19 protein-coding genes and 3 pseudogenes are annotated in these 25,957 nt (G+C 62.0%); 8 read left to right on the top strand and 14 right to left on the bottom strand.

The features are described from left to right. Positions 1 to 36: 36 nt before the first annotated feature. Positions 37 to 1,203, top strand: a complete 1,167-nt coding sequence (locus ACRQ5J_RS01700) for an iron-containing alcohol dehydrogenase (protein ID WP_432380866.1) — start codon at positions 37 to 39, stop codon at positions 1,201 to 1,203. Here ACRQ5J_RS01700 and ACRQ5J_RS01695 read toward each other — a convergent pair. The 7 genes and pseudogenes from ACRQ5J_RS01695 to ACRQ5J_RS01665 all read right to left on the bottom strand — a co-directional run bounded on the left by ACRQ5J_RS01695 (position 1,200) and on the right by ACRQ5J_RS01665 (position 9,654). Further along, the gene (locus ACRQ5J_RS01695; protein ID WP_432380865.1) at positions 1,200 to 3,245 is read right to left on the bottom strand and encodes a 3-hydroxybutyrate oligomer hydrolase family protein; all 2,046 of its coding nucleotides are present in this window, start codon (positions 3,243 to 3,245) and stop codon (positions 1,200 to 1,202) included. The genes ACRQ5J_RS01700 and ACRQ5J_RS01695 overlap by 4 nt on opposite strands. Before the next feature lie 7 nt (positions 3,246 to 3,252). Next, on the bottom strand, positions 3,253 to 4,227 hold the full coding sequence (locus tag ACRQ5J_RS01690) for a branched-chain amino acid ABC transporter permease (protein WP_432380864.1): 975 nt from the start codon (positions 4,225 to 4,227) through the stop codon (positions 3,253 to 3,255). Further along, on the bottom strand, positions 4,227 to 5,111 hold the full coding sequence (locus ACRQ5J_RS01685; RefSeq protein ID WP_432380863.1) for a branched-chain amino acid ABC transporter permease: 885 nt from the start codon (positions 5,109 to 5,111) through the stop codon (positions 4,227 to 4,229). The genes ACRQ5J_RS01690 and ACRQ5J_RS01685 overlap by 1 nt, the downstream gene beginning before the upstream one ends. A 136-nt stretch (positions 5,112 to 5,247) precedes the next feature. Then, a pseudogene (locus tag ACRQ5J_RS01680) lies at positions 5,248 to 6,443 on the bottom strand (ABC transporter substrate-binding protein). A gap of 21 nt (positions 6,444 to 6,464) precedes the next feature. After that, positions 6,465 to 7,172, bottom strand: a complete 708-nt coding sequence (locus ACRQ5J_RS01675; protein WP_432380862.1) for an ABC transporter ATP-binding protein — start codon at positions 7,170 to 7,172, stop codon at positions 6,465 to 6,467. Continuing rightward, positions 7,172 to 7,940, bottom strand: a pseudogene (locus tag ACRQ5J_RS01670) (ABC transporter ATP-binding protein). The gene ACRQ5J_RS01675 and the pseudogene ACRQ5J_RS01670 overlap by 1 nt, the downstream one beginning before the upstream one ends. 104 nt (positions 7,941 to 8,044) lie before the next feature. After that, a pseudogene (locus ACRQ5J_RS01665) lies at positions 8,045 to 9,654 on the bottom strand (GMC family oxidoreductase). 451 nt (positions 9,655 to 10,105) lie between these two features. Here ACRQ5J_RS01665 and ACRQ5J_RS01660 point away from each other — a divergent pair. The 3 genes from ACRQ5J_RS01660 (at position 10,106) to ACRQ5J_RS01650 (ending at position 13,740) form a co-directional block, all read left to right on the top strand. Then, positions 10,106 to 11,401: a PAS domain-containing protein gene (locus ACRQ5J_RS01660; RefSeq protein WP_432380861.1), complete on the top strand. Its 1,296-nt coding sequence runs from the start codon at positions 10,106 to 10,108 to the stop codon at positions 11,399 to 11,401. A gap of 50 nt (positions 11,402 to 11,451) precedes the next feature. Further along, positions 11,452 to 12,672: a putative bifunctional diguanylate cyclase/phosphodiesterase gene (locus ACRQ5J_RS01655; protein WP_432380860.1), complete on the top strand. Its 1,221-nt coding sequence runs from the start codon at positions 11,452 to 11,454 to the stop codon at positions 12,670 to 12,672. A 354-nt stretch (positions 12,673 to 13,026) separates the two neighbouring features. Further along, positions 13,027 to 13,740 carry a 5'-methylthioadenosine/adenosylhomocysteine nucleosidase gene (locus tag ACRQ5J_RS01650; protein WP_432380859.1) on the top strand — a complete coding sequence of 238 codons (714 nt, stop codon included), beginning with the start codon at positions 13,027 to 13,029 and terminating at the stop codon, positions 13,738 to 13,740. A 49-nt stretch (positions 13,741 to 13,789) separates the two neighbouring features. Here the strand turns inward: ACRQ5J_RS01650 and putA are convergent, their stop codons facing one another. Next, on the bottom strand, positions 13,790 to 17,401 hold the full coding sequence (putA, locus tag ACRQ5J_RS01645; RefSeq protein WP_432380858.1) for a trifunctional transcriptional regulator/proline dehydrogenase/L-glutamate gamma-semialdehyde dehydrogenase: 3,612 nt from the start codon (positions 17,399 to 17,401) through the stop codon (positions 13,790 to 13,792). A gap of 253 nt (positions 17,402 to 17,654) precedes the next feature. Between putA and ACRQ5J_RS01640 the strand changes: the two genes are divergently transcribed. Together ACRQ5J_RS01640 and ACRQ5J_RS01635 are read left to right on the top strand one after the other, a co-directional pair. Further along, complete coding sequence (locus tag ACRQ5J_RS01640) at positions 17,655 to 18,110, top strand: Lrp/AsnC ligand binding domain-containing protein (RefSeq protein WP_008443393.1); 456 nt, start codon at positions 17,655 to 17,657, stop codon at positions 18,108 to 18,110. A 57-nt stretch (positions 18,111 to 18,167) separates the two neighbouring features. Continuing rightward, positions 18,168 to 19,721 (top strand): methyl-accepting chemotaxis protein, encoded by a 1,554-nt coding sequence (locus tag ACRQ5J_RS01635; RefSeq protein ID WP_432380857.1) that lies wholly within the window; start codon positions 18,168 to 18,170, stop codon positions 19,719 to 19,721. 90 nt (positions 19,722 to 19,811) lie between these two features. Here the strand turns inward: ACRQ5J_RS01635 and ACRQ5J_RS01630 are convergent, their stop codons facing one another. Then, entirely contained in the window at positions 19,812 to 20,792 is a 981-nt protein-coding gene (locus ACRQ5J_RS01630) for a LysR family transcriptional regulator (protein WP_432380856.1), read from the bottom strand. Between the two features lie 150 nt (positions 20,793 to 20,942). Here ACRQ5J_RS01630 and ACRQ5J_RS01625 point away from each other — a divergent pair, with 150 nt between their 5' ends. Continuing rightward, complete coding sequence (locus tag ACRQ5J_RS01625; protein ID WP_432380855.1) at positions 20,943 to 21,128, top strand: hypothetical protein; 186 nt, start codon at positions 20,943 to 20,945, stop codon at positions 21,126 to 21,128. A 15-nt stretch (positions 21,129 to 21,143) separates the two neighbouring features. On the opposite strand, the gene ACRQ5J_RS01620 is transcribed toward ACRQ5J_RS01625, so the two are convergent. The 5 genes from ACRQ5J_RS01620 to ACRQ5J_RS01600 form a co-directional block, all read right to left on the bottom strand. After that, the gene (locus tag ACRQ5J_RS01620; RefSeq protein ID WP_432380854.1) at positions 21,144 to 21,734 is read right to left on the bottom strand and encodes a chalcone isomerase family protein; all 591 of its coding nucleotides are present in this window, start codon (positions 21,732 to 21,734) and stop codon (positions 21,144 to 21,146) included. A gap of 124 nt (positions 21,735 to 21,858) precedes the next feature. Then, entirely contained in the window at positions 21,859 to 22,113 is a 255-nt protein-coding gene (locus ACRQ5J_RS01615; protein WP_432380853.1) for a YfhL family 4Fe-4S dicluster ferredoxin, read from the bottom strand. Between the two features lie 12 nt (positions 22,114 to 22,125). Continuing rightward, positions 22,126 to 22,629 carry a pantetheine-phosphate adenylyltransferase gene (gene coaD / locus ACRQ5J_RS01610; protein ID WP_432380852.1) on the bottom strand — a complete coding sequence of 168 codons (504 nt, stop codon included), beginning with the start codon at positions 22,627 to 22,629 and terminating at the stop codon, positions 22,126 to 22,128. A 228-nt stretch (positions 22,630 to 22,857) separates the two neighbouring features. Beyond that, positions 22,858 to 23,505, bottom strand: coding sequence for a 16S rRNA (guanine(966)-N(2))-methyltransferase RsmD (gene rsmD / locus ACRQ5J_RS01605; protein WP_432380851.1), 648 nt, complete (start codon positions 23,503 to 23,505; stop codon positions 22,858 to 22,860). 52 nt (positions 23,506 to 23,557) lie between these two features. After that, complete coding sequence (locus ACRQ5J_RS01600; RefSeq protein ID WP_432380850.1) at positions 23,558 to 24,454, bottom strand: DUF6279 family lipoprotein; 897 nt, start codon at positions 24,452 to 24,454, stop codon at positions 23,558 to 23,560. Positions 24,455 to 24,481: 27 nt separating this feature from the next. Here ACRQ5J_RS01600 and glmU point away from each other — a divergent pair, with 27 nt between their 5' ends. Beyond that, a complete protein-coding gene (glmU, locus tag ACRQ5J_RS01595; RefSeq protein WP_432380849.1) occupies positions 24,482 to 25,846 on the top strand; it encodes a bifunctional UDP-N-acetylglucosamine diphosphorylase/glucosamine-1-phosphate N-acetyltransferase GlmU in 1,365 nt (454 codons plus the stop codon). Positions 25,847 to 25,957 lie beyond the last annotated feature (111 nt).

The raw sequence follows: 25,957 nt of genomic DNA, 5'->3' as shown, positions 1-25,957 counted from the left end.
TTGTCGCAGAATTCACTACTGAACGGATGCCACGTCATGACTGATTTCCCCGCTTTTGCTTTCAGCACCGTCGCCCATATCGTCTCCGAACTGGGCGGCGCCGGACGGCTCGGCGAGCACATCGCCCAACGTTTTCCCGCAGCCAAACGCGCCCTGCTCGTCACCGATCCGGGCTTCCTCAGAACTGGCCTGGTCGAGGCCCCGGCAGCCAGCCTGCGCGCCGCCGGCCTGGCCGTCGAGGTGTATTCCAAGGTGGTGGCCGATCCGCCGGAGGCCGTGGTGCTGGAGGCGGTGGATGCTGCCCGCAGGTTCCAGACCGATATTGTGATCGGCCTCGGCGGCGGCAGTTCGATGGATGTGGCCAAGCTGATCGCCGTGCTGGCGGCCAGCGTGCAGCCGATCAGCGCCATCTACGGCATCGGCAATGTGCAGGGCACGCGGCTGCCGCTGGTGCAGATTCCCACCACCGCCGGCACCGGCTCGGAAGTAACCAATATCGCCATCGTCACCACCGGCGCTACCACAAAAATGGGCGTGGTCGCGCCGCAGCTCTATGCCGATTTGGCATTGCTGGACGCGGAGCTGACCATGGGCTTGCCGCCGCAAGTGACTGCAGCCACCGGCATCGACGCCATGGTGCATGCGATCGAGGCTTACACCAGCAAGCACAAGAAGAATCCGCTATCCGACATCCTGGCGCGCAAGGCGCTGCAACTGCTGTCGGCCAATCTGATTGCCGCCTGCGAAAACGGCAGCAACCTGGCCGCGCGCCAGGCCATGCTGCTCGGTGCGATGCTGGCCGGGCAGGCTTTCTCGAACGCGCCGGTGGCGGCGGTGCATGCGCTGGCCTACCCTATCGGCGGGATTTTTCACGTGCCACATGGACTGTCGAATTCGCTGGTGCTGCCGCACGTGCTGCGATTCAATGCGCCCGAGGCGGCCAGCCTGTACGCCGAACTGGCGGAGATAGTCGTGCCGGCCGCCAGCGGTTCGACCGAGGCGCGCGCGGAGGCATTGGCTATCGCCATGCAACAAATCGCCACTGTCACCGGCATCGAGCGCACGCTGCAGCAGGTCGGCATCAAGGAGGCGGACCTGGACCGGCTGGCGGATGACGCCATGCTCCAGACCCGCTTGCTGGGCAACAACCCTCGCACCGTCACGCGCGACGATGCGATGGCGATCTACGCCGCCGCGCTTTAGTCAGGCACCGTGACCGTCGTGCCGCTGACCGCAATCGCGTTGGCGGCCGCCGGCGCAGCGGCAAACGCCGGCAGGTTGGCGGCGGTTAGCGGCGTGGTGTTATCCAGCCGCGCCACCGTGCGTACCACCTGCGACGGCGGCAAGGGCGTGGCGCTGTTGCGCAGATGGGCCAGCAACGCATCGAGCGCGCGGAACAAATAGGGATGTAGCGGCACCACGCTTTGCGGCAGCGCATTGGTGAACGAGTCGAAGTGATTGGCATTGGTCACCTCGATATAGCGCAGCCTGCTTGCGGCGCCCTCGGCCGCCGCGTTCAGGCCGACATAAGCGCGCGAAGCGAAGTTCACCGGAATCAGCGTATCCCTGCGGCCATGCACGATGATGGCCGGCTTGCCTTTCAGGTTGCCCCCGGCCTGCACCTCGGCGATACCGGCGCGGATGCGCGCACTCTGCGTCGCCAGCGTGCCGGCCAGCGGGGCGCCGCTGACCGCGTCGACGCCAACCGCCAGCGAGCGCAGGCAGAGGAAGGCGTCCAGCGACTGGTCGGCAACGCCGCTGCCGGGCGAAACGCCGATCTGGTAAGCCTGCGCCCCGCCCACCGCGTCCTCATACACCACGCTGCCGATGATGCCGCTCTGCGCGGCGAAGCTGGCCGCCTTTTGCTCGGCCGTGAACGGCACCGGCGCGCCAGACGCGTTGACCGGCGCAAATGTCAACCCGCACACTTTGTCTGTAACAGAAAACTTGCCGTAGGCGTAGGCATAGGTGACGGCCACCAGCACGTTGGTGCCGGCGTGTGCGGCCTGAAGCGGATCGGAATCTTCCAGCCAGCCGTAGGCTCGCAGCCGGGCCCTGGCGTCATTCTGCTGCGCCGTGGCATCGGCGCCATTTAACAGCCCTTTCGCCGCCAGCGCAGAGCAACGTCCCGGCGCGGCGGGTCCGGCGATGCACGGCTGGTACAGCGCCGCATAGGTCGCGTAGTCGAACAGCGCCTTGCCCTGCCCCGGCGCCGCCAGCGCGCCCTGCCGCACCGTATAGCCGCTGCTGGTTTTGGGCTGGATCTGCGGCTCGCCAACAGCCACACCGGTGATCAGGCCCTTGGTGTCCTGCTCGGCCGCCAGCAGGGCCGCGCCGCCGCCGTTGGAAATGCTGGAGGCGATGGTGATGGTGTTCCTCGGCGTCAGCGTGACGATGTGGCTTTTGTTGTCGCGCGCCAGCGTGCCGTACTTTTCGTTCAGCACGTAGAAGGCAAACTCCACCGCCTGCAAGGTGTACTTGCCCCAGTCCTTTTCCGGGTTCTGCTGCGAGTGCGCGTGCTTGAAGGCGATGCGGCCCGGATAGGCGGCGGTGAAAGCGGCGCGCTCGGCGTCGCCCAGCGGCGGCGCGAAAGTGGCGCTCTTGCCGGCCGCCGCGCGCGTGGCCCGCACGCCATTCTGCAAGTTCACGCTATCGTCGTCGAAAGTGTAGAGGCCGGTGCCGCCGCCCTTGTCGCTGTAGGCCACGGCGCAGTTGTTCTTCAGCGCCCATTCGCCCGAAGTGCTGATGGCGCCGTAGATGCCGCGCGAGCCGCTCGACGTGCCGGTGACAATGCAGGGCTGCTTCACGTCGAAACCGGCCGGAACCTGCACCATCAGCGTGACGTTATCGTCGGTGTAGGCAATATGCTCGCTGCCGGCGATCTTGCCCTCGCCCGTGCCGGCCACGCCTTTGGCGTCGACATTGGGCCCGTACAGCGTGCCGTAGCCGCTGTTGGCGGCAATGTCCAGCACGGCGCGGTAATTGCTGTGGATGGCGTTGCGGCGCAGCTCGGCGGGCGTGGGATGGGCGGGATCGGCGTAGGCCGGCGGCGCGGCCGCCAGTCCTGTCTTGCCGAGGCCGGCGGTCAGCAAGTCGTCGCTGGCGCCGTCGTAGGATGTACTGCTGATGTCGCCGAGGTAGGCCGGCTTGCTGTTCAGGTCTTCCGGATGGTCGTGCTCGTGCCGCGAGCCGCAGGCGGCGAGTGTGATGCCGGCCAGCGCCAGCACAATGGTTTTGATTTGCATAGCGTCCTCATACAGGTTTCTTCTTTCCTGCGAGGGCGATGACTTCACCGATGATCCCGCGCCGGAACAACAGCACACAAATAATGAAGATCAGGCCAACCACCATGTTGACCGCTTCCCCGATGGTGTTAAACCACTCGATGCCGGTGACGCGGGCGAGCAGCGTGCCCCAGTCGCCCAGCTTGTTTTCCAGCGCGATGATGATGATGGCGCCAATCATAGGTCCGGCCAGCGTGCCCATGCCGCCAACCAGTGTCATCAGAATAACCAGGCCGGACATCGTCCAATGGACATCGGTCAAGGTTTCAAAGCCCAGCACGACGGTCTTGGTGGCGCCGGCCAGCGCCGCCAGCGCGGCCGACAGCACGAAGGCCAGCAGCTTGTATTTGTCGACGTCATAGCCGAGCGAGATCGCGCGCGGCTCGTTTTCCTTGATCGCCTTCAGCACCTGGCCGAACGGCGAATGCACGGTGCGCACGATCAGCGCGAACGCCAGCACGCAGATGCCGAGCACGACGAAGTACAGCGTGGTGTCGTTGCTGAGGTCGACCACGCCAAGCAGCCGGCCCCGTGGAACGCCTTGCAAGCCATCCTCGCCGCCGGTGAACTCCCCTGCCCGCAGCGCGCCGAAGTAGACCATCTGCGCCAGCGCCAGCGTGATCATCGAGAAGTAGATGCCCTGGCGGCGAATCGCCAGCGCGCCCATCACCAGCCCGATCAGGGCGCCGGCGGCGACCCCGCTGAGCACGCCCAGCTCGAACGGCAGGCCCCAGTGCTTCAGCGCGTTGCCGGCCACATAGCCGGCCATGCCGAAGAAGGCCGCGTGGCCGAACGACAGCAAACCGGTAAAGCCGATCAGCAGGTTGAAGGCGCAGGCAAACAGCGCGAAGCACAACAGCTTGGACAGAAACACCGGGTAGCCGACGAACGGCGCCGCCACGGCAATCGCCAACGCAATCAGGTAGCCAATTTTCTTGTTCATCATCGTTCCTTACCGAACAGCCCTGCCGGACGCAGCAGCAGCACCACCACCATCACCAGAAACACCACGGTCGACGAAAACTCCGGATAAAACACCTTGGTCAGCCCCTCGATGACGCCCAGCGCCAGGCCGGTCAGGATCGAACCCATGATCGACCCCATGCCGCCGATCACCACAACGGCGAATACGACGATAATCAGGTTCTGCCCCATCAGGGGCTGCACCTGGATGATCGGCGCCGCCAGAACGCCTGCAAAGCCCGCCAAAGCGACGCCGAAGCCATAGGTCAGCGTCACCATCAGCGGCACGTTGATGCCGAACGCTTCCACCAGCTTGGGATTCTCGGTGCCGGCGCGCAGGTAGGCGCCCAGCTTGGTCTTCTCGATGACGAACCAGGTGGACAGGCACACCACCAGCGAGGCCAGCACCACCCAGCCGCGGTAGTTCGGCATCACCATGAAGCCGAGGTCGGTGGCGCCGGCCAGCGCCTCGGGCACCTGGAACGGCTGGCCGGAGACGCCGTAGAACGAGCGGAACACGCCTTCCACCAGCAGCGTGATGCCGAAGGTCAGCAGCAGGCCGTACAGGTGGTCCAGCCGGTACAGGTGGCGCAGCATGGTCTTCTCGATGATGACGCCGAACACGCCGACCATCAGCGGCGCCAGCACCAGCATGACCCAGTAGTTAAGGCCCCAGTATTCGATGCCCATCCACGCCAGGAACGCGCCCATCATGTACAGCGCGCCGTGGGAAAAGTTAATCACATTGAGCAGGCCGAAGATTACCGCCAGGCCCAGCGACAGCATCGCGTAGAACGAGCCGTTGACCAGGCCCAGCAGTAGCTGGCTCATGATCATGGGCAAGGGATAGCCGAAGATTTCCATGGGAATCCAGATAGAAAGATCATATGAACCGTCATTCCCGCGCAGGCGGGAATCCATGCTGAGCCAGCGTTCCATGGATTCCCGCCTACGCGGGAATGACGTTATTTCGCGATGCCGTTATTTCGCGGGCATAACGCTATTTCCACAAGCTGCACTTGGTCTCCGCCTTGGTGGCGTAAGCCTGCTCGCCCGGAATGGTGGCCACCACCTTGTAGTAATCCCACGGATACTTCGACTCCGACGGCTTCTTCACCTCCATCAGATACATATCGTGCACCATGCGGCCGTCCGGCCGGATCACGCCGTTCTTGGTGAACACATCGTTGATCTTGTTCGCCTTGAGGTAAGCCATCACCTTGTCGGAGTCATCGGTGCCGACCGCCTTCACCGCCTTCAGGTAGTTGCCGGCGGCCGAATAGTCGGCGGCCTGCAGCATCGACGGCGACTTCTTCATCTTGTCGAAATAGCGCTTGGACCATGCGCGCGTCTCGGCGCTTTGGTCCCAGTACCAGCCGTCGGTCAGGTACATGCCCTGGGTCAGGTTCAGGCCCAGCGAATGCACATCGTTAATGAAGATCAGCAGCCCGGCCAGCTTCATCTTCTTGGTGATGCCGAATTCGTTGGCGGCCTTGATCGAGTTGATCGCGTCGCCGCCGGCGTTGGCCAGGCCGAGAATCTGCGCGCCCGACGACTGCGCCTGCAACAGGAAGGACGAGAAGTCCGACGCCGACAACGGATGCTTGACCGAGCCCAGCACCTTGCCGCCGGCCGCCTTCACCAGGTCGGACGTATCCTTTTCCAGCGACTGGCCGAACGCATAGTCGGCGGTCATGAAATACCAGTTCTTGCCGCCCTGCTTGACGATGGCGCCGCCGGTGCCGCGCGCCAGCGCGATGGTGTCGTAGGCGTAATGCACCGTGTACGGCGTGCACTCCTCGTTGGTCAGGCGCGCCGAGCCGGCGCCGATCGAGATGAAGATTTTTTCTTCTCGGCCGCCACCTTGGCCATGGCCAGGTTGGCGCCGGAGTTGGTGCCGCCGATCAGCATGTCCACGCCCTGCTGGTCGAACCATTCGCGCGCCTTGGAGGCGGCGATGTCGGCCTTGTTCTGGTGGTCGGCGGAAATGAACTCGATCTTCTTGCCGTTGATGTTGCCGCCCGCATCGGCGATCGCCATCTTGATGGCCTCGGCGCCGCCGGCGCCATCGATGTCGGTGTACAGGCCGGACATGTCGGTGATGAAACCGATCTTCACGGTGTCATTGGAAATCTGCGCCTGCGCGGACAACGATGCGCAAGCGGCGGCTGCCAGTGTGATGGCTTTGATTTTCATTGTCTGTCTCCTACCAAGGTTTTACACACCCAATAGCTCGGTCAACACCGGCATCTTGGCGCTCAACTCCGATGCAACAAAGGTCTCCACAATCTGCCCGTGTTCCATCACATAAAACCGGTCCGCCAGTGGCGCGGCGAAGCGGAAATTCTGTTCCACCATGACGATGGTGTAGCCCTTCGCTTTCAGCGTGGTGATCATGCGCGCCAGCCCCTGCACGATGACCGGCGCCAGGCCCTCGGAAATTTCATCGAGTAGCAGCAGGCGCGCGCCGGTGCGCAGGATGCGCGCCACCGCCAGCATCTGCTGCTCGCCGCCGGACAGCCGCGTGCCCTGGCTGTGCCTGCGCTCTTGCAGATTGGGGAACATGCCGTAGATTTCCGCGATCTGCATGCCCTTGCCGGCGCCGTTCAGCTGCGGCGGCAGCAGCAGGTTTTCCTCGGCCGACAGCGACGAAAAAATGCCGCGCTCTTCGGGGCAATAGCCGATGCCGAGGTGGGCGATCTTGTGCGTCGGCAAGCCGATCGCTTCAGCGCCGTTGACCTTGATCGAGCCTTTGCGCGCACCGGTCAGCCCCATGATGGCGCGCAGCGTGGTGGTGCGGCCGGCGCCGTTGCGGCCGAGCAGCGTCACCACTTCGCCCGGCTGCACCGTCATGTTGACGTTGTGCAGAATGTGCGATTCGCCATACCACGCTTGCAGGTTCGAAATTTCCAGGGCGGCCGTCATCAGTGCGCTCCTTCCAGCACCGCCGCTTCGGTGCCCATGTACGCCTCCATCACCTGCGCGTTGGTCGACACCTCGGCATACGTGCCCTCGGCCAGCATGGCGCCGCGCTGCAGCACCGAGATCTTGTCGCAGATCCCGGCCACCACTTTCATATTGTGTTCGACCATCAGAATCGTGCGCCCGGCCGACACTTTTTTGATCAGCTCGGTTACGCGGTGCACATCCTCGTGGCCCATGCCCTGGGTCGGCTCATCGAGCAGCATCAGCTCCGGCTCCATCGCCAGCGTGGTGGCGATTTCCAATGCGCGCTTGCGGCCGTAAGGCATATCGACGGTGATGGTGTCGGCGAAGTCGCTCAGATCGACTTCCGCCAGCAACTGCATGGCACGCTCGTTGAGCTGGTTCAGCGCGCGCTCGCTCTGCCAGAAAAAAGCTGGTGCCGAGCTGGCGCTGCAAGCCGATGCGCACATTCTGCAACACCGTCAGGTGCGGAAAGACTGCGGAAATCTGGAAGGAACGGATCACGCCCATGCGGGCGATCTGCGCCGGCCTGGCGGCCGTGATGTCGGCGCCGTTGAACAGGATCTGACCGGAACTCGGGACGAGAAACTTGGTCAGCAAATTGAAGCATGTGGTTTTGCCTGCCCCGTTGGGGCCGATCAGCGCATGGATGTGGCCGCGCTGTACTTTGAGATTCACATCATTGACCGCGGTGAAACCCTTGAATTCCTTGGTCAAGTGCTTTGTTTCCAAGATAACGTCGGACATCCTGTCTCCCTGTTATTCTTTTCAAAGTACCAATTTTCTAGATCATACACAGTAACAAATTCGCTAACAATACAGTATAAATACGATGAATTTTTGATCTACATTTAAGCGGCGCGGATTAGTTGAGCGGCTTTTTCAGCGATCATGATGGTCGGCGAGTTGGTGTTGCCGGAGGTGATGAAGGGCATGACGGACGCATCCACAACACGCAGTTTTTCCACGCCTTTCACCCGTAGCTGGCTGTCGACCACCGCGGCGGGATCGTCGGCGCGGCCCATTTTGCAGGTGCCGACCGGATGAAAAATCGTCGTGCCGATGGCGCCCGCGGCCTCGGCCAATTCTTCCTCGGTACGGTAATGGAAACCCGGTCTATATTCTTCCGGCGCGTATTTTTTCATGGCCGGCGCGGCGACGATGTTGCGCGTCAGCGTCAAAGCGGCGGCGGCGACCTGGCGGTCTTCAGGCGTGCTCAAGTACATTGGCGCAATTTTCGGCGGTGCGTACGGATCGCCGCTGGCAAGCCGCACATGGCCGCGCGAGGTCGGCCGCAGATTGCAGACGCTGGCTGTAAAGGCCGGAAAAACATGCAGCGGATCGCCGAATTTTTCCAGCGACAGCGGCTGCACGTGGTACTGCAGATTCGGCGTCGGCTCGCTGGCGCTGGAGCGCGCGAACGCGCCCAGCTGCGATGGCGCCATCGACATCGGCCCGCTCTGGAACATCGCATATTCGAGGCCGATGCGCATCTTGCCGAACCAGCTGGACGTCATCGTATTCAGCGTGCGGGCATTTTTTCCCAGCTTGTAGATCATGCGCAGTTGCAGATGGTCTTGCAGGTTTTCGCCCACGCCCGGCAGGTCGGCAACCGGCTTGATGCCGAGCTCATGCAAACGTTGCGCGGGACCGATGCCGGAGCATTGCAAAATCTGCGGACTGCCAACGGCGCCAGCGGCCAGCAGGGTTTCCTTGTGCGCGGTAGCGGTGAATTGCGTGCCGCCGCCGGTAAAAATCACGCCGGTGCAGACGCCGTTTTCGATCTGCAAACGTTCCACGTGACAGCCGGTCATGACGGTCAGGTTTGGCCGGCGCGCGGCCGGTTTTAAAAACGCTTTCGCGGTGTTCCAGCGGATGCCGCGTTTTTGATTGACGTCGAAATAACCGCAGCCGGCGTTGTCGCCGCGATTGAAATCGTCGACTTTCGGAATGCCGGCCTGCTCCGCCGCGTCGCGGAACGCGTCCAGTATCTGCCACGACAAACGCTGTTTTTCCACGCGCCACAAACCGCCGGCGCCGTGAAATTCCGACGCGCCGCCGTGGTAGTCCTCGCTTTTTTAAACAGCGGCAGCACCGACTCCCAGCGCCAGCTGTCGTCGCCGGTCAGTGCGGCCCAGCGGTCGTAGTCGCCGGCCTGGCCGCGCATGTAGATCATGCCGTTGATCGAGGAGCTGCCGCCGAGCACCTTGCCGCGCGGGTAGAGCAGGCTGCGGCCGCCGAGGCCGGCATCGGCTTCGGTGCGGAACTTCCAGTCGGTGCGGGGATTGTCGATGCAGTGCAGGTAGCCGACCGGGATGTGTATCCACACATAATCGTCGCGGCCGCCCGCTTCGATCAGCAGGACTTCGGTGTCTTTGTCGGCGCTGAGCCGGTTGGCCAGTACACAGCCAGCCGAGCCGGCGCCAATGATGATGTAGTCGTAGCCGCCTGCTGATTCCAAAAACAGTCTCCCGTCATTCCCGCGCAGGCGGGAATCCATAGAACGCATGCCCGGCATGGACCACGGAAACGCCATGCCCGCTGTTTTCAGCTGTGGATAAGCGTAGGGATATCCACAGGTCCGAAATGTGAGTAAACAAAGAATTTTGGGGACGACTTTTTTATCCCAAAACAGTTCTCCGCTCATACACGGTTTTACGCGCCGGCTTATGCAGCCCGTAAACGCCTGATTCTAATTCAAATTGGTGACTTATCCACAGAAAAGTGCAGTTGTTAACAACTATCACTATTTTTATATCTACATCCTTAGTGTAAACCTTAGAACCTCCGATATACTGGACTTGTCAAATAAACAGCTACAACCGGAGAAGTTTTTGTCCTCACCGCACAAAAAACCCCGGTCGCCTGCATATCTGCGGTTTCGGCGACGTTTGATCACCGGCCTGTCGTCAATGGCCATCCTTGCCATTGCTGTCGTCATCAGCCAGTTCCGCACTTCCTACCTGGAACGCGAGCGTTTCATCCAGAAGCAAACCGAGCATTACGTCAAAGCGATGGAAGCCCATGTCAGCTACTCGATCCAGTCGGTCGACCTGTCGCTGATCGGCTTCGCCAATGCCATCAAGGTTCTGCCTGCCAAACAAAGCACCTCGCCGGCAACGATGACCGCCCTGCTGTCTTCGCGCGGTTCCAGTTTCAACAGCGATTACTGGATCACGTTTATCGATCCGAACGGTAACGCGATCGCCACTTCCATCGGCGACAGCGTCATCGGCGCCTCGTATGCCGACCGCGACTACTTCAAAGTCCACGTCAACAACAGCGCCCAAGGCCAACTTTTCATTGGCGAACCATCTGTCGGCAAAGTCAGCAAGAAAAAGCTGTTTTTCCTGAGCCGCAGGGTGGAAACTGCCAAGGGCGAGTTCCTCGGCGTGATCGCCGCCCCCTTGAATGTGGAACGCTACGCGCAGGTATTCGAAAACTCGCGCTTCAATTCGGACATCTCAATCGGCCTGGTCCACGGCAGCGGCAAAGTCATCGCCCGCGTGCCGAATTTTGAAAATGCCTTCGGCCTGGATCTGAAGGCTTCGCCCTTGTTTGCGCACGCGCAACAGGCACCGTCCGGCACGTATAAAAACGTCAGCGTGATCGACAATCTGAGCCGGATTTTCAGCTACCGCGTGGTGGATGGACTGCCGCTGATCGTCGTCGTCGGCAGCAACGACACCGAAACCGCGCGCCTGCAGCAGCAAAACTACCTGATCGCCGGCGGCGGACTGGCGATATTGTTGTTGTTGATGCTCAGCGCCGGCCATTTCTCGCTGCGCACATACGCGCGGCAGGAAGAACGCGAACTGCGCTACCGCAAGTTGTACAGTGCTAGCCGGGAAATGGCGCTGCTGTTCCAGAACAGCGGCGAAGGCATGATGGTGACGGACGCAAAAGGCCTGATCCTCACCGTGAATCCGGCATTTTCCGTGGTCAGCGGCTATACCGAGAAAGAGCTGGTCGGCCAGCGCGCCTACGACCTGGCATCCGGCCGCAATGAACAGGAATTTTTCGACCACATTTTCAAATGCGTGACCGAAAGCGGCCACTGGAAAGGCGAACTCTGGCACCGCCGCAAGGACGATGAAGACTACCTGGTGTCGATCCTGATCAACACCGTCTACGACGAACAGGGCAAGCCCTTCCGCTACGTCGCTTTGCTCAGCGATATCACCCAGAAAAAGCCTCGGAAGAACTGATCTGGCGCCAGGCCAACTTCGACACGCTGACCGGCTTGCCGAACCGGCGCATGTTCCACGAGCATCTGCGCAAGGAAATGAAGAAAACCGACCGCTCGCACCTGCCGATGGCGCTGGTTTTCGTCGATCTGGACTACTTCAAGGAAATCAACGACACGCTGGGCCACGACAAGGGCGATCTGCTGCTCAAAGAAGTGGCAACCCGCCTGCTCAGCTGCGTGCGCAGCACCGATACCGTGGCCAGGCTGGGCGGCGACGAATTCACCGTCATCCTCAGCGAACTGCGCAATTCGGGCGATGTGGCCCGCACGGCGCATGCAATCCTGGCGAAAATGAGCACACCGTTCCAGCTGGGCGACGAAGTTGCTGAAATTTCGAGCAGCATCGGCATCACCCTCTACCCGGAAGACGCAGCCGACGCTGAAAAATTACTCAAAAACGCCGACCAGGCCATGTACGCTGCCAAGCAGCAGGGCCGCAACCGCTTCCATTATTTCGCGCCGTCGATGCAGGAAGCGTCGCGCGCGCGCATCAGCCTGGTGGACGAATTGCGCCAGGCCGTGGCCGACGAGCAACTGCGCGTCTTGTACCAGCCGATCGTCGACCTGGCCAGCGGCGCCATCGTCAAGGCGGAAGCGCTGGTGCGCTGGGAACATCCTGTGCGCGGACTGCTCAACCCGGCGGAATTCCTCGCCGTCGCGGAAAGCAGCGGCATGATCGCCGGCATCGACGACTGGGTTTTCCAGCAAGCCGCGCGCCAGGCGCTGCGCTTGCAAGCCATGACCTCGCCGGCCTTCCAGGTGTGTGTGAATAAATCGGCCTCGCAGTTCCGCGATGACGGCAGCAACTACCGGCAATGGCTGGATTGTCTGCACGAATTGCAACTCAATCCGAAAAGCATCGTCATCGAAGTCACCGACAAGCTGCTGCTGGACGCCGCCAACAACAATCTCAGACTCGAACACGAGCATATGGAGATTTGCCTGGATGATTTTGGCGCCGGCTGCGCGCTGACCTTCCTCAAACGCTTTGAAGTGGACTACATCAAGATCAATCCGGCCGACGGATTGCTGATTTGTGAGGCAATTATCGTCATGGCGCACAAGCTCGGCATCAAAGTGATCGCCGAAGGCATAGAAAACCAGCAACAACTGAGCGCATTGACGGCCGCCGGCTGCGATTTCGGGCAGGGATTTGTGCTTTCCGAGCCGGTTTTAGGTGAAGAATTGGAAAAACAACTACAAAAACAGGTCGAGCCTGTGAATAAGTGACTGGATATCCACAGGATGAGATGTGGCTAAGCATGGACTTTGACCACAGGCCGATATTTTATCCAAAAATTGTTCCTGAACTGATACAGCGCTTATTCAGCTGGTTGTTTACGCTGTAAACAAATGATTTGTAAACAGTATACACGAGTTATCCACAGCTACTTACACGTTTACTACTACCACTATGTTTATATAAACCTTTTGTAAACAACTAAAACCGCGAACTACGCGCCTGCTTCACCTCCAACTGCCCACCAAACACGTAAAAACGCCTTAAAATTCACTTTTTTCGCTACGCGTTGTGGAAAAAGCGCTGGAACTCCACAGGTAAAACCAAAAATCTGAAGGAAAAGTATGCGGTTAGGGATCATCAGCGCGTTGGCTGAAGAACAGCATGGGCTCATAGAAGCCCTTTACAGCCCCGCTAAGCAGATTCACGGCATGAGGGAGTACACCTCCGGGAAACTGTGGGAAATCGACGCTGTGTGCGTTTTATCGCGTATAGGCAAGGTTGCAGCGGCAATGACAGCCGCAATCCTTGTGGAGAAGTTCGGAGTTACCCACATCATCTTTACCGGCGTAGCCGGCAGCGGGGATAAAAACGTTAAAGTCGGCGATATCGTGGTGGCTGATACGCTGGTCCAGCACGATTTCGATGCCAGCCCGCTGTTTCCCCGATTTGAAATTCCGCTGACGGGCTTGTCCAGCTTTGCCACTGACGTTGCTTTGACCGAAAAACTGGCTGGCGCTGCTGCGCCAGTTGCGCGCGTTCATCGCGGATTGATCGCCAGCGGTGATCAATTCATAGGCAAATCGACGCAGATTCAGGCGTTGAAGGCGGCTTTGCCGGATGTGCTGGCGGTGGAGATGGAAGGCGCGGCGGTCGCGCAGGTGTGTTTTGAACTGGGAATTCCGTTTGCCGTGATCAGAACGATCTCGGACAACGCCAACGATGATGCTGCCGTTGACTTTATGCATTTCATCAAAACCGTGGCCTCGCGCTACGCCTTTGATGTGATTCGTAACTTTTGTCGTTGTGGCGCAGGCGGGAATCCTTGGAGCCTTTGAAGCATTAGCTCAGCATGGATTCCCGCCTTCGCGGGAATGACGGGGGAGGTTAGGCGGTTTCCAGCGTCATCAGGCTGGCATTGCCGCCCGCTGCGGTCGTATTCACGCATAGAGCGCGCTCAGCGAGCAAACGCCACAGCGGTATGCTCCCCTCCTCGGTCGTGCCGATCAGGCCCACCAGCGCCCCGTTACGGGCCGCCAGCGTGCCGTACTGGCTCTTGGCCAGCATGTCTTCGACCAGCGCAATCTGGAACTCGCAGTTGTCCAGGCTCGAAACAGCCTGGATGCGGTCCTTCACCGCCGCCGGCAGGTCGGCCGGCAGCAAGCCGATGCCGGGGCCCGACACCAGCGCCACGTTGCCGGTCGCCAGCACGGCGGCGATCTGGTTCAGCAGGCCGTCCAGCGTGCCGGCTACGCAGGCGACCGCGCCACGGGCCACCAGCGCCAGCGTGTTGCGTTCGCCGGTCGGGCCAGGCAGCGTGGTCTGGCTGCCCAGCATGGTCGAACGGCTGTATTGCTCGCCCAGGCTGGCTGCGCGGTCGTGGCCGTGCGCTTTGGCCCAGCCGATCAGCGCGTCCAGCGACGGCGTGGCGTGACGGTCGTGCACCGGCGCGGTGATGGCGCCGCGTTGCAGGCGTTTCAGGTACAGCGGTCCGCCGGCTTTCGGGCCGGTGCCGGATTTGCCTTCGCCGCCGAACGGTTGCACACCCACCACCGCGCCGACGATGTTGCGGTTGATGTAAATATTGCCGACGTGCGCGCGGCTGGCGATGTAGTCGATGGTTTCATCGATGCGCGAGTGCACGCCCAGCGTCAGGCCGAAGCCGCTGGCGTTGATCTGCTCCACCACTTTCGGCAGGTCGGCGCGCTTGTAGCGGATCACGTGCATGACCGGGCCGAACACTTCCTGCGTCAGTTCGGCCAGCGAGCGGATTTCCAGCACGGTCGGCGGCACGAAGGTGCCAGCCGCGCTAACTTCCGACGGCAGGTCCAGCGAGTAGTAATCCACCGCCGTCGCCTTCAGCTTGTTGATGTGGGCCAGCAGGTTTTGCTGCGCCTCGGCGTCGATCACCGGGCCGATATCGGTCACCAGACGGTCCGGCGAGCCGACTTTCAGCTCCTGCATCGCGCCTTTGAGCATTTTGATGGTCTTGTCGGCGATGTCTTCCTGCAGGAACAGCACGCGCAGCGCCGAGCAGCGCTGGCCGGCGCTGTCGAAGGCCGACGAAATCGCATCCTGCACCACCTGTTCCGGCAGCGCCGACGAGTCGACGATCATGGCGTTCTGCCCGCCGGTTTCAGCGATCAGCGGAATGTCGGCGTTTTCGGCAATGGCGCGCTTGGCCAGCGTGCGGTTGATCAGCTGCGCCACTTCGGTCGAGCCGGTGAAGATCACGCCCTTGACGCGGCTGTCGGCGGTCAGCGCGGCGCCGACCACTTCGCCGCGGCCCGGCAGGAATTGCAGCGCGGCGCGCGGAATGCCGGCTTCGTGCAGCAGCTGCACCGCGCGGTGCGCGATCAGCGGCGTTTGCTCGGCCGGCTTGGCCAGCACTACGTTGCCGGCCGCCAGCGACGCCGCCACCTGGCCGGTGAAGATCGCCAGCGGGAAGTTCCACGGGCTGATGCAGGTGACCGGACCGAGCGCCAAGGTGTTGCTGGCGCCGCCGACCTCGGCCGCGTAGTAGCGCAGGAAGTCGACCGCCTCGCGCAGTTCGGCGATGGCGTTCGGTAGCGATTTGCCTGCTTCGCGGATGGCCAGCGTCATCAGTTCCATGGCGTTGGCTTCGAACAGGTCGGCGGCCCGGGTCAGCGCGGCGGCGCGGACCGACGGTTCGGTGGTCTGCCAGTCCATGGCGTAATTGCTGGCGCTGGTCAGCGCGACTTCGACGTCGGTGGCGCTGGCTTCGACCAGTTGGCCGACGATGTCGCCGCGTTGCGCCGGGTTGGTGACGTTTTGCACCGGCTGGCCGACGCTCAGTTCGCCCGCCAGCAGCGGCGCGGCGTGCCAGCTGCGCGGCGTCGCCAGCGCTTCCGAAACCTCGCGCAGCACATTTTCATTGGCCAGGTCGAAGCCGGCCGAATTGCGGCGCCCGGCGCCGAACATGTCCAGCGGCAGCGCGATGCCCGGGTGCGGCAGGCCGCCCTGCTCGCGCGCGGTGGCGACCGGATCGCGCAGCAGCGATTCGATCGGGATCGCCTCGTCGACGATCTGGTTGACGAAGGACGAGTTGGCGCCGTTTTCCAGCAGGCGGCGCACCAGGTAGGCCAGCAGCGTCTCGTGGGTACCGACCGGTGCGTAAATACGGCATGGCTTGTCCAGGTTGTCCTTGCCGACCACCTGGTCGTACAGCGACTCGCCCATGCCGTGCAGGCACTGGAATTCGTAGTCGGTGATGCCGTCGCGCTTGGCCCAGGTGTAAATGGTCGACAGCGTCTGCGCGTTGTGGGTGGCGAACTGCGGGTAGATCAGGCCGTTGGCGCCCAACAGCTTCTGCGCGCACACCAGGTACGAGACGTCGGTGTAGACCTTGCGCGTGTAGACCGGATAGCCGCTCATGCCGTCCACCTGGGCGCGCTTGATTTCGGCGTCCCAGTAGGCGCCCTTGACCAGGCGCACCATGAACTTGCGGCCGCTGCGCCTGGCCAGGTCGATCAGGTAGTCGATGACGAACGGGCAGCGCTTCTGGTACGCCTGCACCACGAAGCCGATGCCCTCGAAGCCGGCCAGCGCCGGATCGTGCGCCAGCGCTTCCATCAGGTCCAGCGACAGCTCCAGGCGGTCGGCCTCTTCGGCGTCGATGTTCAGGCCGATGTTGTAGTGCTTGGCCAGCAGCACCAGTTCGCGCACGCGCGGCAGCAATTCTTCCATGACGCGGGCGCGCTGGGCGCGGCTGTAGCGCGGGTGCAGCGCCGACAGTTTCACCGAAATGCCGGGGCCGTTGCGGATGCCGCGCCCGTTCGAGGCCTTGCCGATCGCGTGGATCGCGGTTTCATACGAGGCGTAGTAGTTGCGCGCGTCCGCTTCGGTCAGCGCCGCCTCGCCCAGCATGTCGTAGGAATAGCGGTAGCCGCGCGCCTCGTTGGCCTGGCCGTTCTTGATCGCCTCGTCGATGGTCTGGCCGGTGACGAACTGGTTGCCCAGCATGCGCATCGCCAGGTCCACGCCCTTGCGGATCAGCGGTTCGCCGCCCTTGGAAATCAGCTTGGTCAGCGCCGAGCCCAGTCCCGCCTCGCTCGAGGTCGACACCAGCTTGCCGGTGATCAGCAGGCCCCAGGTGGCGGCGTTGACGAACAGCGACGGCGACTCGCCGAGGTGCTTGCGCCAGTCGCCCTTGCTGATTTTGTCGGCGATCAGGCGGTCGGCGGTGGCGTTGTCGGGAATACGCAACAGTGCTTCGGCCAGGCACATCAGCGCCACGCCCTCTTCTGAGGACAGCGAAAACTCGTGCATCAGCGCGTCCACGCCGGAGGCGCGGGTGCGCTGCGCGCGCACCTGGCTGACCAGTTTGTGCGCCAGTTGCTGCGCCTGCTGGAGGCTGACATCGTCGTGATTTTGCAACTGGCCGAGCAGCCATTGAACGGCGCTGACTTCGTCCTTGCGATAGGCCGCCGTGACTGCCGCGCGCAGCGGCAGCGGGTCGCGCAGGATCTCGGCCTGCAAGGCGGCGAACGGGGTGAAACCGGAAGTGTTTTACTGCTTGCATGGGAACTTTCAGAAAGAATTTTTTGAGCCGGTCCACGTACAAAAACACGCCCGTCAGCGGGGCTGGCGAGCGTGATTTTCTGGGGACTGCTAATGATTCGATTGTAGAGCGTATTCTTTCGGATTAATTCTGGTAATGCAGGGGGCTAGCAATAGATAGTTTTTAGTGAGACAATTTAACCAAATAATATTTATTTGGGAGTTCCCGGAAATGTTAGACAAGATCAGCAAGAAAATCTTGATGGAGTTGCAGAGCGATGGCCGTATCTCCAACGTGGAGCTGGCCGCGCGGGTGAATCTGTCGCCCGCCGCTTGCCTGGAACGCGTGCGCAAGCTGCACGAGTCCGGGTATATCATGGGTTACACCGCGCAGCTCAATCCGCAGTTGCTGGATGTGTCCCTGCTGGTCTTTATCGAGGTGGTGCTGGACCGCACCACGCCCGAAGTGTTCGACGCCTTCAAGCACAGCGTGCAGGTGATCCCGGAAGTGCTGGAATGCCACATGGTTGCCGGCGGCTTCGACTACCTGGTCAAAGCCCGCGTCAAGGACATGGCGGCCTACCGCGAGTTCCTGGGTAAAACCCTGCTTCAGAAAGGTGTCCGTGAAACACACACCTATGCTGTGATGGAAGAAGTTAAGAATACCACCAAGTTGCCCATAAAATAGCATCACAGAAATAAAATTTGGAGACGCCCAAGGCGCCTGTTGTTAAACGGGGGACAGATGAAGCTTTTGCAGCATAAGTTGGTGCAACGTGGATTGTGGATTTTGGGTGCGACGGCAGGTGGAACCTGCCTCGCTTACTTGTTCAACCTGGCCGGGGCGGGGCCGGTGGCGGCGGCCATACCGGCCGCGCTGGGCGGCGCCGGCATCGCCTGGTGGGCGTCGCGCCAGAGCAACGACGAGGGCGGCGTGCGGCATTTCGCCCATACCGTCGGCGACGAGATCGACGCCATCATGATCGGCGCGGCGGAAACCTCGTACTTCGTCGATTCCGTCAAAAAGAAAATCGAGCTCGATGTCAGCACCGCCGGCGGCATCGTCCACAGCTCCGCGCAGAATGCCGATACCACCGAGCGCATCGCCGCCAACGCCGAGCGCGCCGCGAAGATCGCCGCCCAGGTGCGCGGCGAAACAGTGGCCGGGCGCGCCGAGGCCGACAACGGCCTGCAACGCATCCGCACCGCGCGCGAGGATGCGCAGACGGCCGCCGCCGTGATGACCGCGCTGCAAACCAACTCCCGCAAAATCTACGGCTTCACCGAGGCCATCAGCGAGATTTCCGCGCGCACTAATCTGCTGGCGCTGAATGCCGCCATCGAGGCCGCGCGCGCCGGCGAACAGGGCCGCGGTTTCGCCGTGGTGGCCAGCGAGGTGCGCCAGCTGGCGCTGCGCACCAAGGAGGCGACCGACGAGATCAGCGCCATGGTGCGCGAGATTAACCAGCAGGCCGAGAAGGCCGCCACCGGCATGAATTCGCTGGCGGTCAAGGTCAGCGAGGCGGCCGGCAATGTGGAAACCGTGCACGGGCTGTTGGGCAATATCGAGCAATCGTCGGGGGTGTCGGAGGACGAGATCGGCCAGATCGCGCGCGCCTCGCGCGAGCACGTCGCCACCACCGAGGAAATCGCCCACGCCATCGCCAGCATCCGCGACAGCTTGTTGTCCACCGAGAAGGAATTGCCGCGCGCGGCCAGCTCGGCGATGGCGCTGGCGGAACGGGCGGAAATCATCACCGGCGCGCTGGGCGAGTCGTCGATCGCGACTTCGCATGACGATATCCGCGTGGCGGCGCAGCGGGCGGCGGCGGAGGTCGGCAGGATTTTCGAGCGCGCCATCGCCAGCGGGCAGATTTCGGCGGAAGCGTTGTGGGACCGCAAGTACACGCCGATTCCGGATACCGATCCGCCCAAGCACAAGACCCGCTTTGACGATTTCACCGACCGCGTGCTGCCGCCGTTGCAGGAAGGCTTGCTGCAGGCGATGCCGCAGCTGGCGTATGCCGGCGCGGTCGATAACAACGGCTATTTCCCCACGCATAATAAGAAGTTTTCGCAGCCGTTGACGGGGAATTACGATGTCGATATCGTCAATAACCGTACCAAGCGGATTTTCAGCGACCGCACGGGCAAGCGCTGCGGCTCGAATACCAAGCCGTTCCTGCTACAGACGTATAAGCGGGATACCGGCGAGGTGATGCACGACCTGTCCGCGCCGATTTATGTGGATGGCAAGCATTGGGGCGGTTTCCGCATTGGCTACCGCTCCAGCCACTAACTCGTCATTCCCGCGGAGGCGGGAATCCATAGAACGCGTGCTCAGCATGGATTCCCGCCTGCGCGGCGGTCCGCCGATGCGGAATGACGGTTAGCGGGTTGAGGCTGGCGCCTGGGTCGGCGCCGGCGCGGTGTTCACCGCGCGCTGCGTCTGCGTATTCATCTTTTCCAGATGGGTGCGCAGCCACTTGTGCGCCGGGCTGCGCGCATCGCGCTCGTGCCACAGCATGTCGAGGTGGACCGCCGGCAGCTGGAACGGCAATTCCTTGTGCACCAGCGCGTCGGTCATACCGGTTGCCGCGATCAGGTGGCGCGGCAGCACCGTCACCAGGTCGGAGTTGGCCACGACGCGGCCGGCGGTGAAGAACTGGTTGACCGTCAGCAGAATGCGGCGTTCGCGCTGCAACTGCGCCAACGCCTCGTCCACCAGGCCGTGCGCACGGCCGGAGAAACTCACCAGCAGGTGATTCGCTGCGCAATAGTTATCCAGATTCAGCTCGACCTTGGCCAGCGGGTGATCGCGGCGCATCACGCACACGTACTTGCCCGAGTACAAACGCTCGTGACGGATCGGCGAACCGGTTTCATACGACAGCTGCGCCGCCACGCCCGGGAAGAAGCCGACCGCCAGATCGATATCGCCGCGCAGCAGCATCGGCCGCGGCTCGCGCGTGGTCAGCGGCACCATGCGCACATTGATGCCCGGCGCCTCGCTCTCGATCGAACGCATCAGCGACGGCAGCCACATGGCGGCGGTGGCGTCGGCCATCGCCATCCGGAAGGTGGCGTGCGCGGCGGACACATCGAAGGTTTCTGGCGCCACCGCCGCTTCCAGGCTGGCCAGCGCGCTGCGCACGGACGGCCACAGCGATTCGGCGCGTGGCGTCGGCTTCACGCCGTAGGCGGTGCGGATCAGCAGCTCATCGCCCAGGCTCTCGCGCAGGCGCTTGATGGCGTTGGAAACGGCAGGCTGCGTCATGGCCAGGTGGCCGGCGGCACGTGTCAGATTTTGCTCTGTCATCACGGCGTCGAAAACGCGCAGCAAGTTCAGGTCCAGCGTCAGAAAGCTCATGGCGGCTCAGGGAAAGATGTTGGAGAAATGACGATAGCACAGTGCATTCACGAAACGCATAATTGTTATCGGGAATCGCAATTGGATAGTTATGTTGCGGCGCACTATAGTTATAGCAGATTCTAAGGCTACAACTAAACTGTGTCCATCATGATTTCCGCATTACAAGATTTTTCTGTGTTCGCCGCCATCAAGCTGGCGCTGCTGATCGCTGTGAGCGGCGGTTTGATTGTGCTGTTCAGGCCGCTGCTGCTGGGCCTGGCCCGTGCCGCCGTGCTGGTGGTCAAGCCGAAAATGAGCCGCGAACAGCGCCGCCAGCTGGCGACGCGGGCCTGATACTGCGACGCAGCATTACTTTTCGCCGAGCAGCGCCGGCTTGAGCGAACTGTCGGCCGGCTTATCACCGAGCCAGATGCGCAGGACGGCGTTGTAGAACGCCACATCCGGCATCAATTCCCCGATTTTCTTTCCATTCAGGTAGCACTGGGTGCCCTCGTTCGGCGTCCAGTCCAGCGACAACTGGTCGCCCTTCTTCAGCACCGGCGTCTGCGCGAACACTTCGCCGAACTTCATAATCTGCGGCAGGATCTTGTTGCGGTCTTCCTTGCTGGTGTTGGCATTGATGCCGTCGGTGAAGGCCTTGCCGAAATCGTCCGAGCTGACTTCGCGCAGCATGGTGATGGCCACCCGGCGCGGGCCTGGCGCCGCCAGCACCTCGGGCACGGTGGTTTTCTTTTCCGTCAGGTACAGACCGGCGGCGTAGACCTTGAAGATGACCTTGGTGCGCACGCCGGCGCCGTTCAGCTTCAACGGCTGGCCGGCGACTGTGATGGTGTCGTCGAATTTGACCCCGGCCACGTCGACCGCGGCAAAGGCGAAGGAAGGCATGGCTGCAAACAGCGCGGCCGCGGCCAGGGCGTGCAGGGTGGTTCTACGGTTCATGAGGGTCTCCGGTATGGATGTGACCCGACTATACCACCGTGCACGTCATTCCCGCGCAGGCGGGAATCCATAGGACGCGTGCCAGCTCACTCAGCATGGATTCCCGCCTGCGCGGGAACGACGCTCAGGCCTTGGCGGCCTGCAACAGCTCGAACTTGGCGAACAGCTGGTCCTTGGTCTCGCGGAACTCCGGATTGAACGGGATGCAGCTGACCGGGCAGACCTGCTGGCACTGCGGCTCGTCGAAGTGGCCGACGCACTCGGTGCACTTGTCCGGATTGATTTCGTAAATTTCCGCGCCCATGTAGATCGCGTCGTTCGGGCACTCCGGCTCGCACACGTCGCAATTAATACAATCGTCGGTAATCATTAAGGCCATGATTCAGCTCGCTTACTTTGGCTGGTCGGCGTTCTTGTTGGCGGCGATTTTCTTCTGCAGCCAACGGTCCACCGATGGGAATACAAACTTGGACACATCCCCGCCCAGCATGGCGATTTCGCGCACGATGGTGCCGGAGATGAATTGATACTGGTCGGACGGCGTCAGGAACATGGTTTCGACGTCCGGCAGCAAATAGCGGTTCATGCCCGCCATCTGGAACTCGTACTCGAAGTCGGAGACGGCGCGCAGGCCGCGCACGATGACGCGCGCGTCGTGGTCGCGCACGAAATCCTTCAGCAGGCCGGAGAAGCTCTCCACCTTGACGTTCGGATAATGGCCGAGGACTTCGTTGGCAATCTCCAGGCGCTCATCCAGCGAGAAGAACGGTTTCTTGTTCTGGCTGTCAGCGACACCGACCACGAGCGTGTCGAACAGACCCGATGCGCGACGCACCAGATCCTCGTGACCACGGGTCAGCGGATCGAAAGTTCCTGGATAAACAGCTACTACCATTGCGGCTCCCTGCAGATGCACCAATATAGAACGCGCATTATGCCTGAAAAAGCGGTTTTACTTAAAATTGCCTTAACTTGAGGCGATTTTAGGCGCTAATACGGTTGACTTAGCCTACCCGTCATTCCCGCGCAGGCGGGAATCCATGGAACGCCACATCGGCACACGGAGTATGGATTCCCGCCTTCGCGGGAATGACGTGGCTAAGGCTGCGTATTTTAACGTGGCTTAGGCTGTATATTTTAATAAGTGGAAGAACACCATCCCGGCCTTGTCGGCGCGGACGATCTCCCAGCCAGCCATCCACTCTGGCGCCTCGCCGTCGGCGAACTCCAGCGCCAGCCCGGATTCGGCGTACACCAGCCCGCCCTCTTTCAGCAGCCTGGCGGCCAGCGGCAGCGATTTTTCCAGGAAGTTCTGCTGGTACGGCGGGTCGAGGAAGATCAGGTCGTATGTCTGGCCGCGCGCTGCGGCCGATTGCGCCACCGACAGGGCGTCGCCGCGCATGATCTGCACATTGTCGGCCTTGAGCCTGGTCTTGATCTCGTCCAGCTGGCGCGTCACTTGCGCGTTGCTGTCGATCATGGTCACAGCTTGCGCGCCACGGCTGGCCGCCTCGAAGCCCAGCGCGCCGCTGCCGGCGAACAGGTCCAGCACTTGCGCGTTGGCCCAATAGCCGTCGCGCTGGTGATTGATCCAGTTGAACACCGTCTCGCGCACACGGTCCGGCGTCGGCCGCAGGCCAAGCGCGCTCAGCACCGGCAGCGGCGTGCGCTTCCACTGGCCGCCGATGATGCGGACCTGGTTGGCGTGCTGCGGACCGTGGACCGGGACCTTGGCGGGTTTGGCTGGCTTGCTGAGCGGCTTTCTTGGCATGAGGCTGTGTTCTAAGTCATTGATTCAACAGGCCATCATACCATAGAGCCACCTATCGCTGGTCCGCCGCCAGGCTGCGGAAGTCGTCGATCCAGCCCTGCATGCGTTTCTGCGCATGGGCTTTTTGCACTGGCGTCGACAGATTGATGACCGTTAGCACCAGCTTGATATTGGCTTCCTCGGCGGCGTCGAAGAAAGCCTTGCGCTCGGAATTGTCGAGGCGGCGGAAACCGTCCTTGATCAGCTTCTGAATTTCCGCCTGGGTCGCTTCCTTGCTCAGCTTCTCGCTTTGCACGCGGCGCACCAGCGCCAGGATACTGTTTTGCCGGCGGGTGCGCTCGTCGAGCCAGATTTCATTGTCCAGCGGGCGGGCGTCCGAGGCCTTGCGGATCTGGGCCTCCTGCTCGTCGCTGAAGTTGCCGAACCACAGCTCGAACTGCTCCATTGACTTCTTGAAACGGTAGCGCTGCTGCGCTTCCTTGTCGCCGCGCATGTTCTTCTTGCGGAACTCGGCGTTGTTGGCGGCGAACTTGCGCTCCAGCGTCGCGATCTGCTCCGGTTGCAGCGAGCGCGCCAGCTCGGCCAGTTCCGGCGTCGCCTTCAACAGCAGCGACTCGGTGCGCTTCTTGATTTCGTCATAGTCGTTTTGCAGGTCCGCCTGGCTCGGACCGGCGCTCAGCTGGCGCTGCGCGGTCTGCAGGATCTGGATGTAGTCTTGCAGCTGCGTCTGGCGGTGCCAGTGGATGAGCTTGTCGATATCTTCCTTGACCCAGCCCTTCTGGTCCGAGTTCAGGTCGACATAGCCGTTCAGCCACCAGTACAGCAGCGTATCGCCGTTGTTGTAGGCCAGGCGCAGCGAACTGCAGGCGGCCAGCACGGACATGAGAACGATCAGCAACAGGCCGTAAAGCGTCCGGCGGCCTGGCAGGGGCATGTTAGACTTTTGCATTTACACTCACTCTCTTTTGGCACCTCTATGAACGTCGTTATCCTCGCTGCCGGCATGGGCAAGCGCATGCAGTCCGCGCTGCCGAAAGTGTTACACCCATTGGCGGGCAAGCCGCTGTTGCAGCATGTGCTGGACACCGCGCGTAGCCTGTCCGCCAGCCGATTATGCGTGATTTACGGGCATGGCGCCGCAGCGGTACAGGCCTTGCTCGCCAGGCAGCCGGAGCCGGTCGCCGCCGCCTTGCAGCAGCAGCAGCTGGGCACCGGCCACGCCGTCATGCAGGGCCTGCCTGAGCTGGACGACAACGTCCCGACGCTGATCCTGTACGGCGATGTGCCGCTGACCAGCGCCGCCTCGCTGCGGGCGCTGATCGACGCCGCCGGCACCGACAAGCTGGGCATTTTGACTGTCGAACAAGACGATCCTACCGGTTTGGGCAGAATCGTCCGTGAGAACGGCCACATTGTGCGCATCGTCGAGCAAAAAGACGCCAGCGAGGCCGAACGCGCCATCAAGGAAATCAACAGCGGCATCATGGTCGCGCCGACCAGGCGCCTCAAACAATGGCTGGGCGCGATCAAGAACGAGAACGCCCAGGGCGAGTACTACCTGACCGATATCGTCGCGCTGGCCGTGGCCGATGGCGTGCCGGTGGTGTCGGCGCAGCCGGCGGCGCAGTGGGAAGTCGCCGGCGTCAACAGCAAGGTGCAGCTGGCCGAGCTGGAGCGCATCCACCAGCGCAACATCGCCAACCGCTTGCTGGAACAGGGCGTCACGCTGCTGGACCCGGCGCGCATCGATGTCCGTGGCGAACTGGTCTGCGGCCGCGACGTCACCATCGACGTCGGTTGCGTGTTTGAAGGCAAGGTGGAAATCGGCGACGGCGTGCACATCGCCGCCCACAACGTCATCGTCAACGCCCGCATCCTGGCCGGCGCGCAGATCAAGCCGTTCTGCCATATCGAGGAAGCGGTGGTCGGCGAGGCATCGCTGATCGGCCCGTATGCGCGCTTGCGCCCGGGCACGGTGCTGGCGGAAGACGTCCATGTGGGTAACTTCGTGGAAATCAAAAACGGCCAGGTGGCTGCGCACAGCAAGGCCAACCACCTCGCCTACATCGGCGACGCCACCATCGGCTCGCGCGTCAACATCGGCGCCGGCACCATCACCTGCAATTACGACGGCGCCAACAAGTTCCGCACCGTCATCGAGGACGACGCCTTCATCGGCAGCGACAGCCAGCTGGTGGCGCCGGTCACCGTCGGCAAGGGCGCCACGCTGGGCGCCGGCACCACGCTGACCAAGGATGCGCCGGCCGGAAAGTTGACGGTTTCGCGTCCGCGCCAGATCACCATCGAAAACTGGACCCGTCCGGTCAAGATCAAAAAATAAGCGGGACCTCTCCCGGCTTGCTCCACGGCGCCTGCGGGCGCCGTTTTATTTGTGGATAAATATGTGAGTAAGCCCTGCATAGCAACGGGAAAACAGGTGCGTAAGTAAGCC

This window comes from Duganella sp. P38 (assembly GCF_050859475.1).
GTDB lineage: Bacteria > Pseudomonadota > Gammaproteobacteria > Burkholderiales > Burkholderiaceae_D > Rugamonas.
This window is presented reverse-complemented; position numbering and strand designations above follow the sequence as displayed.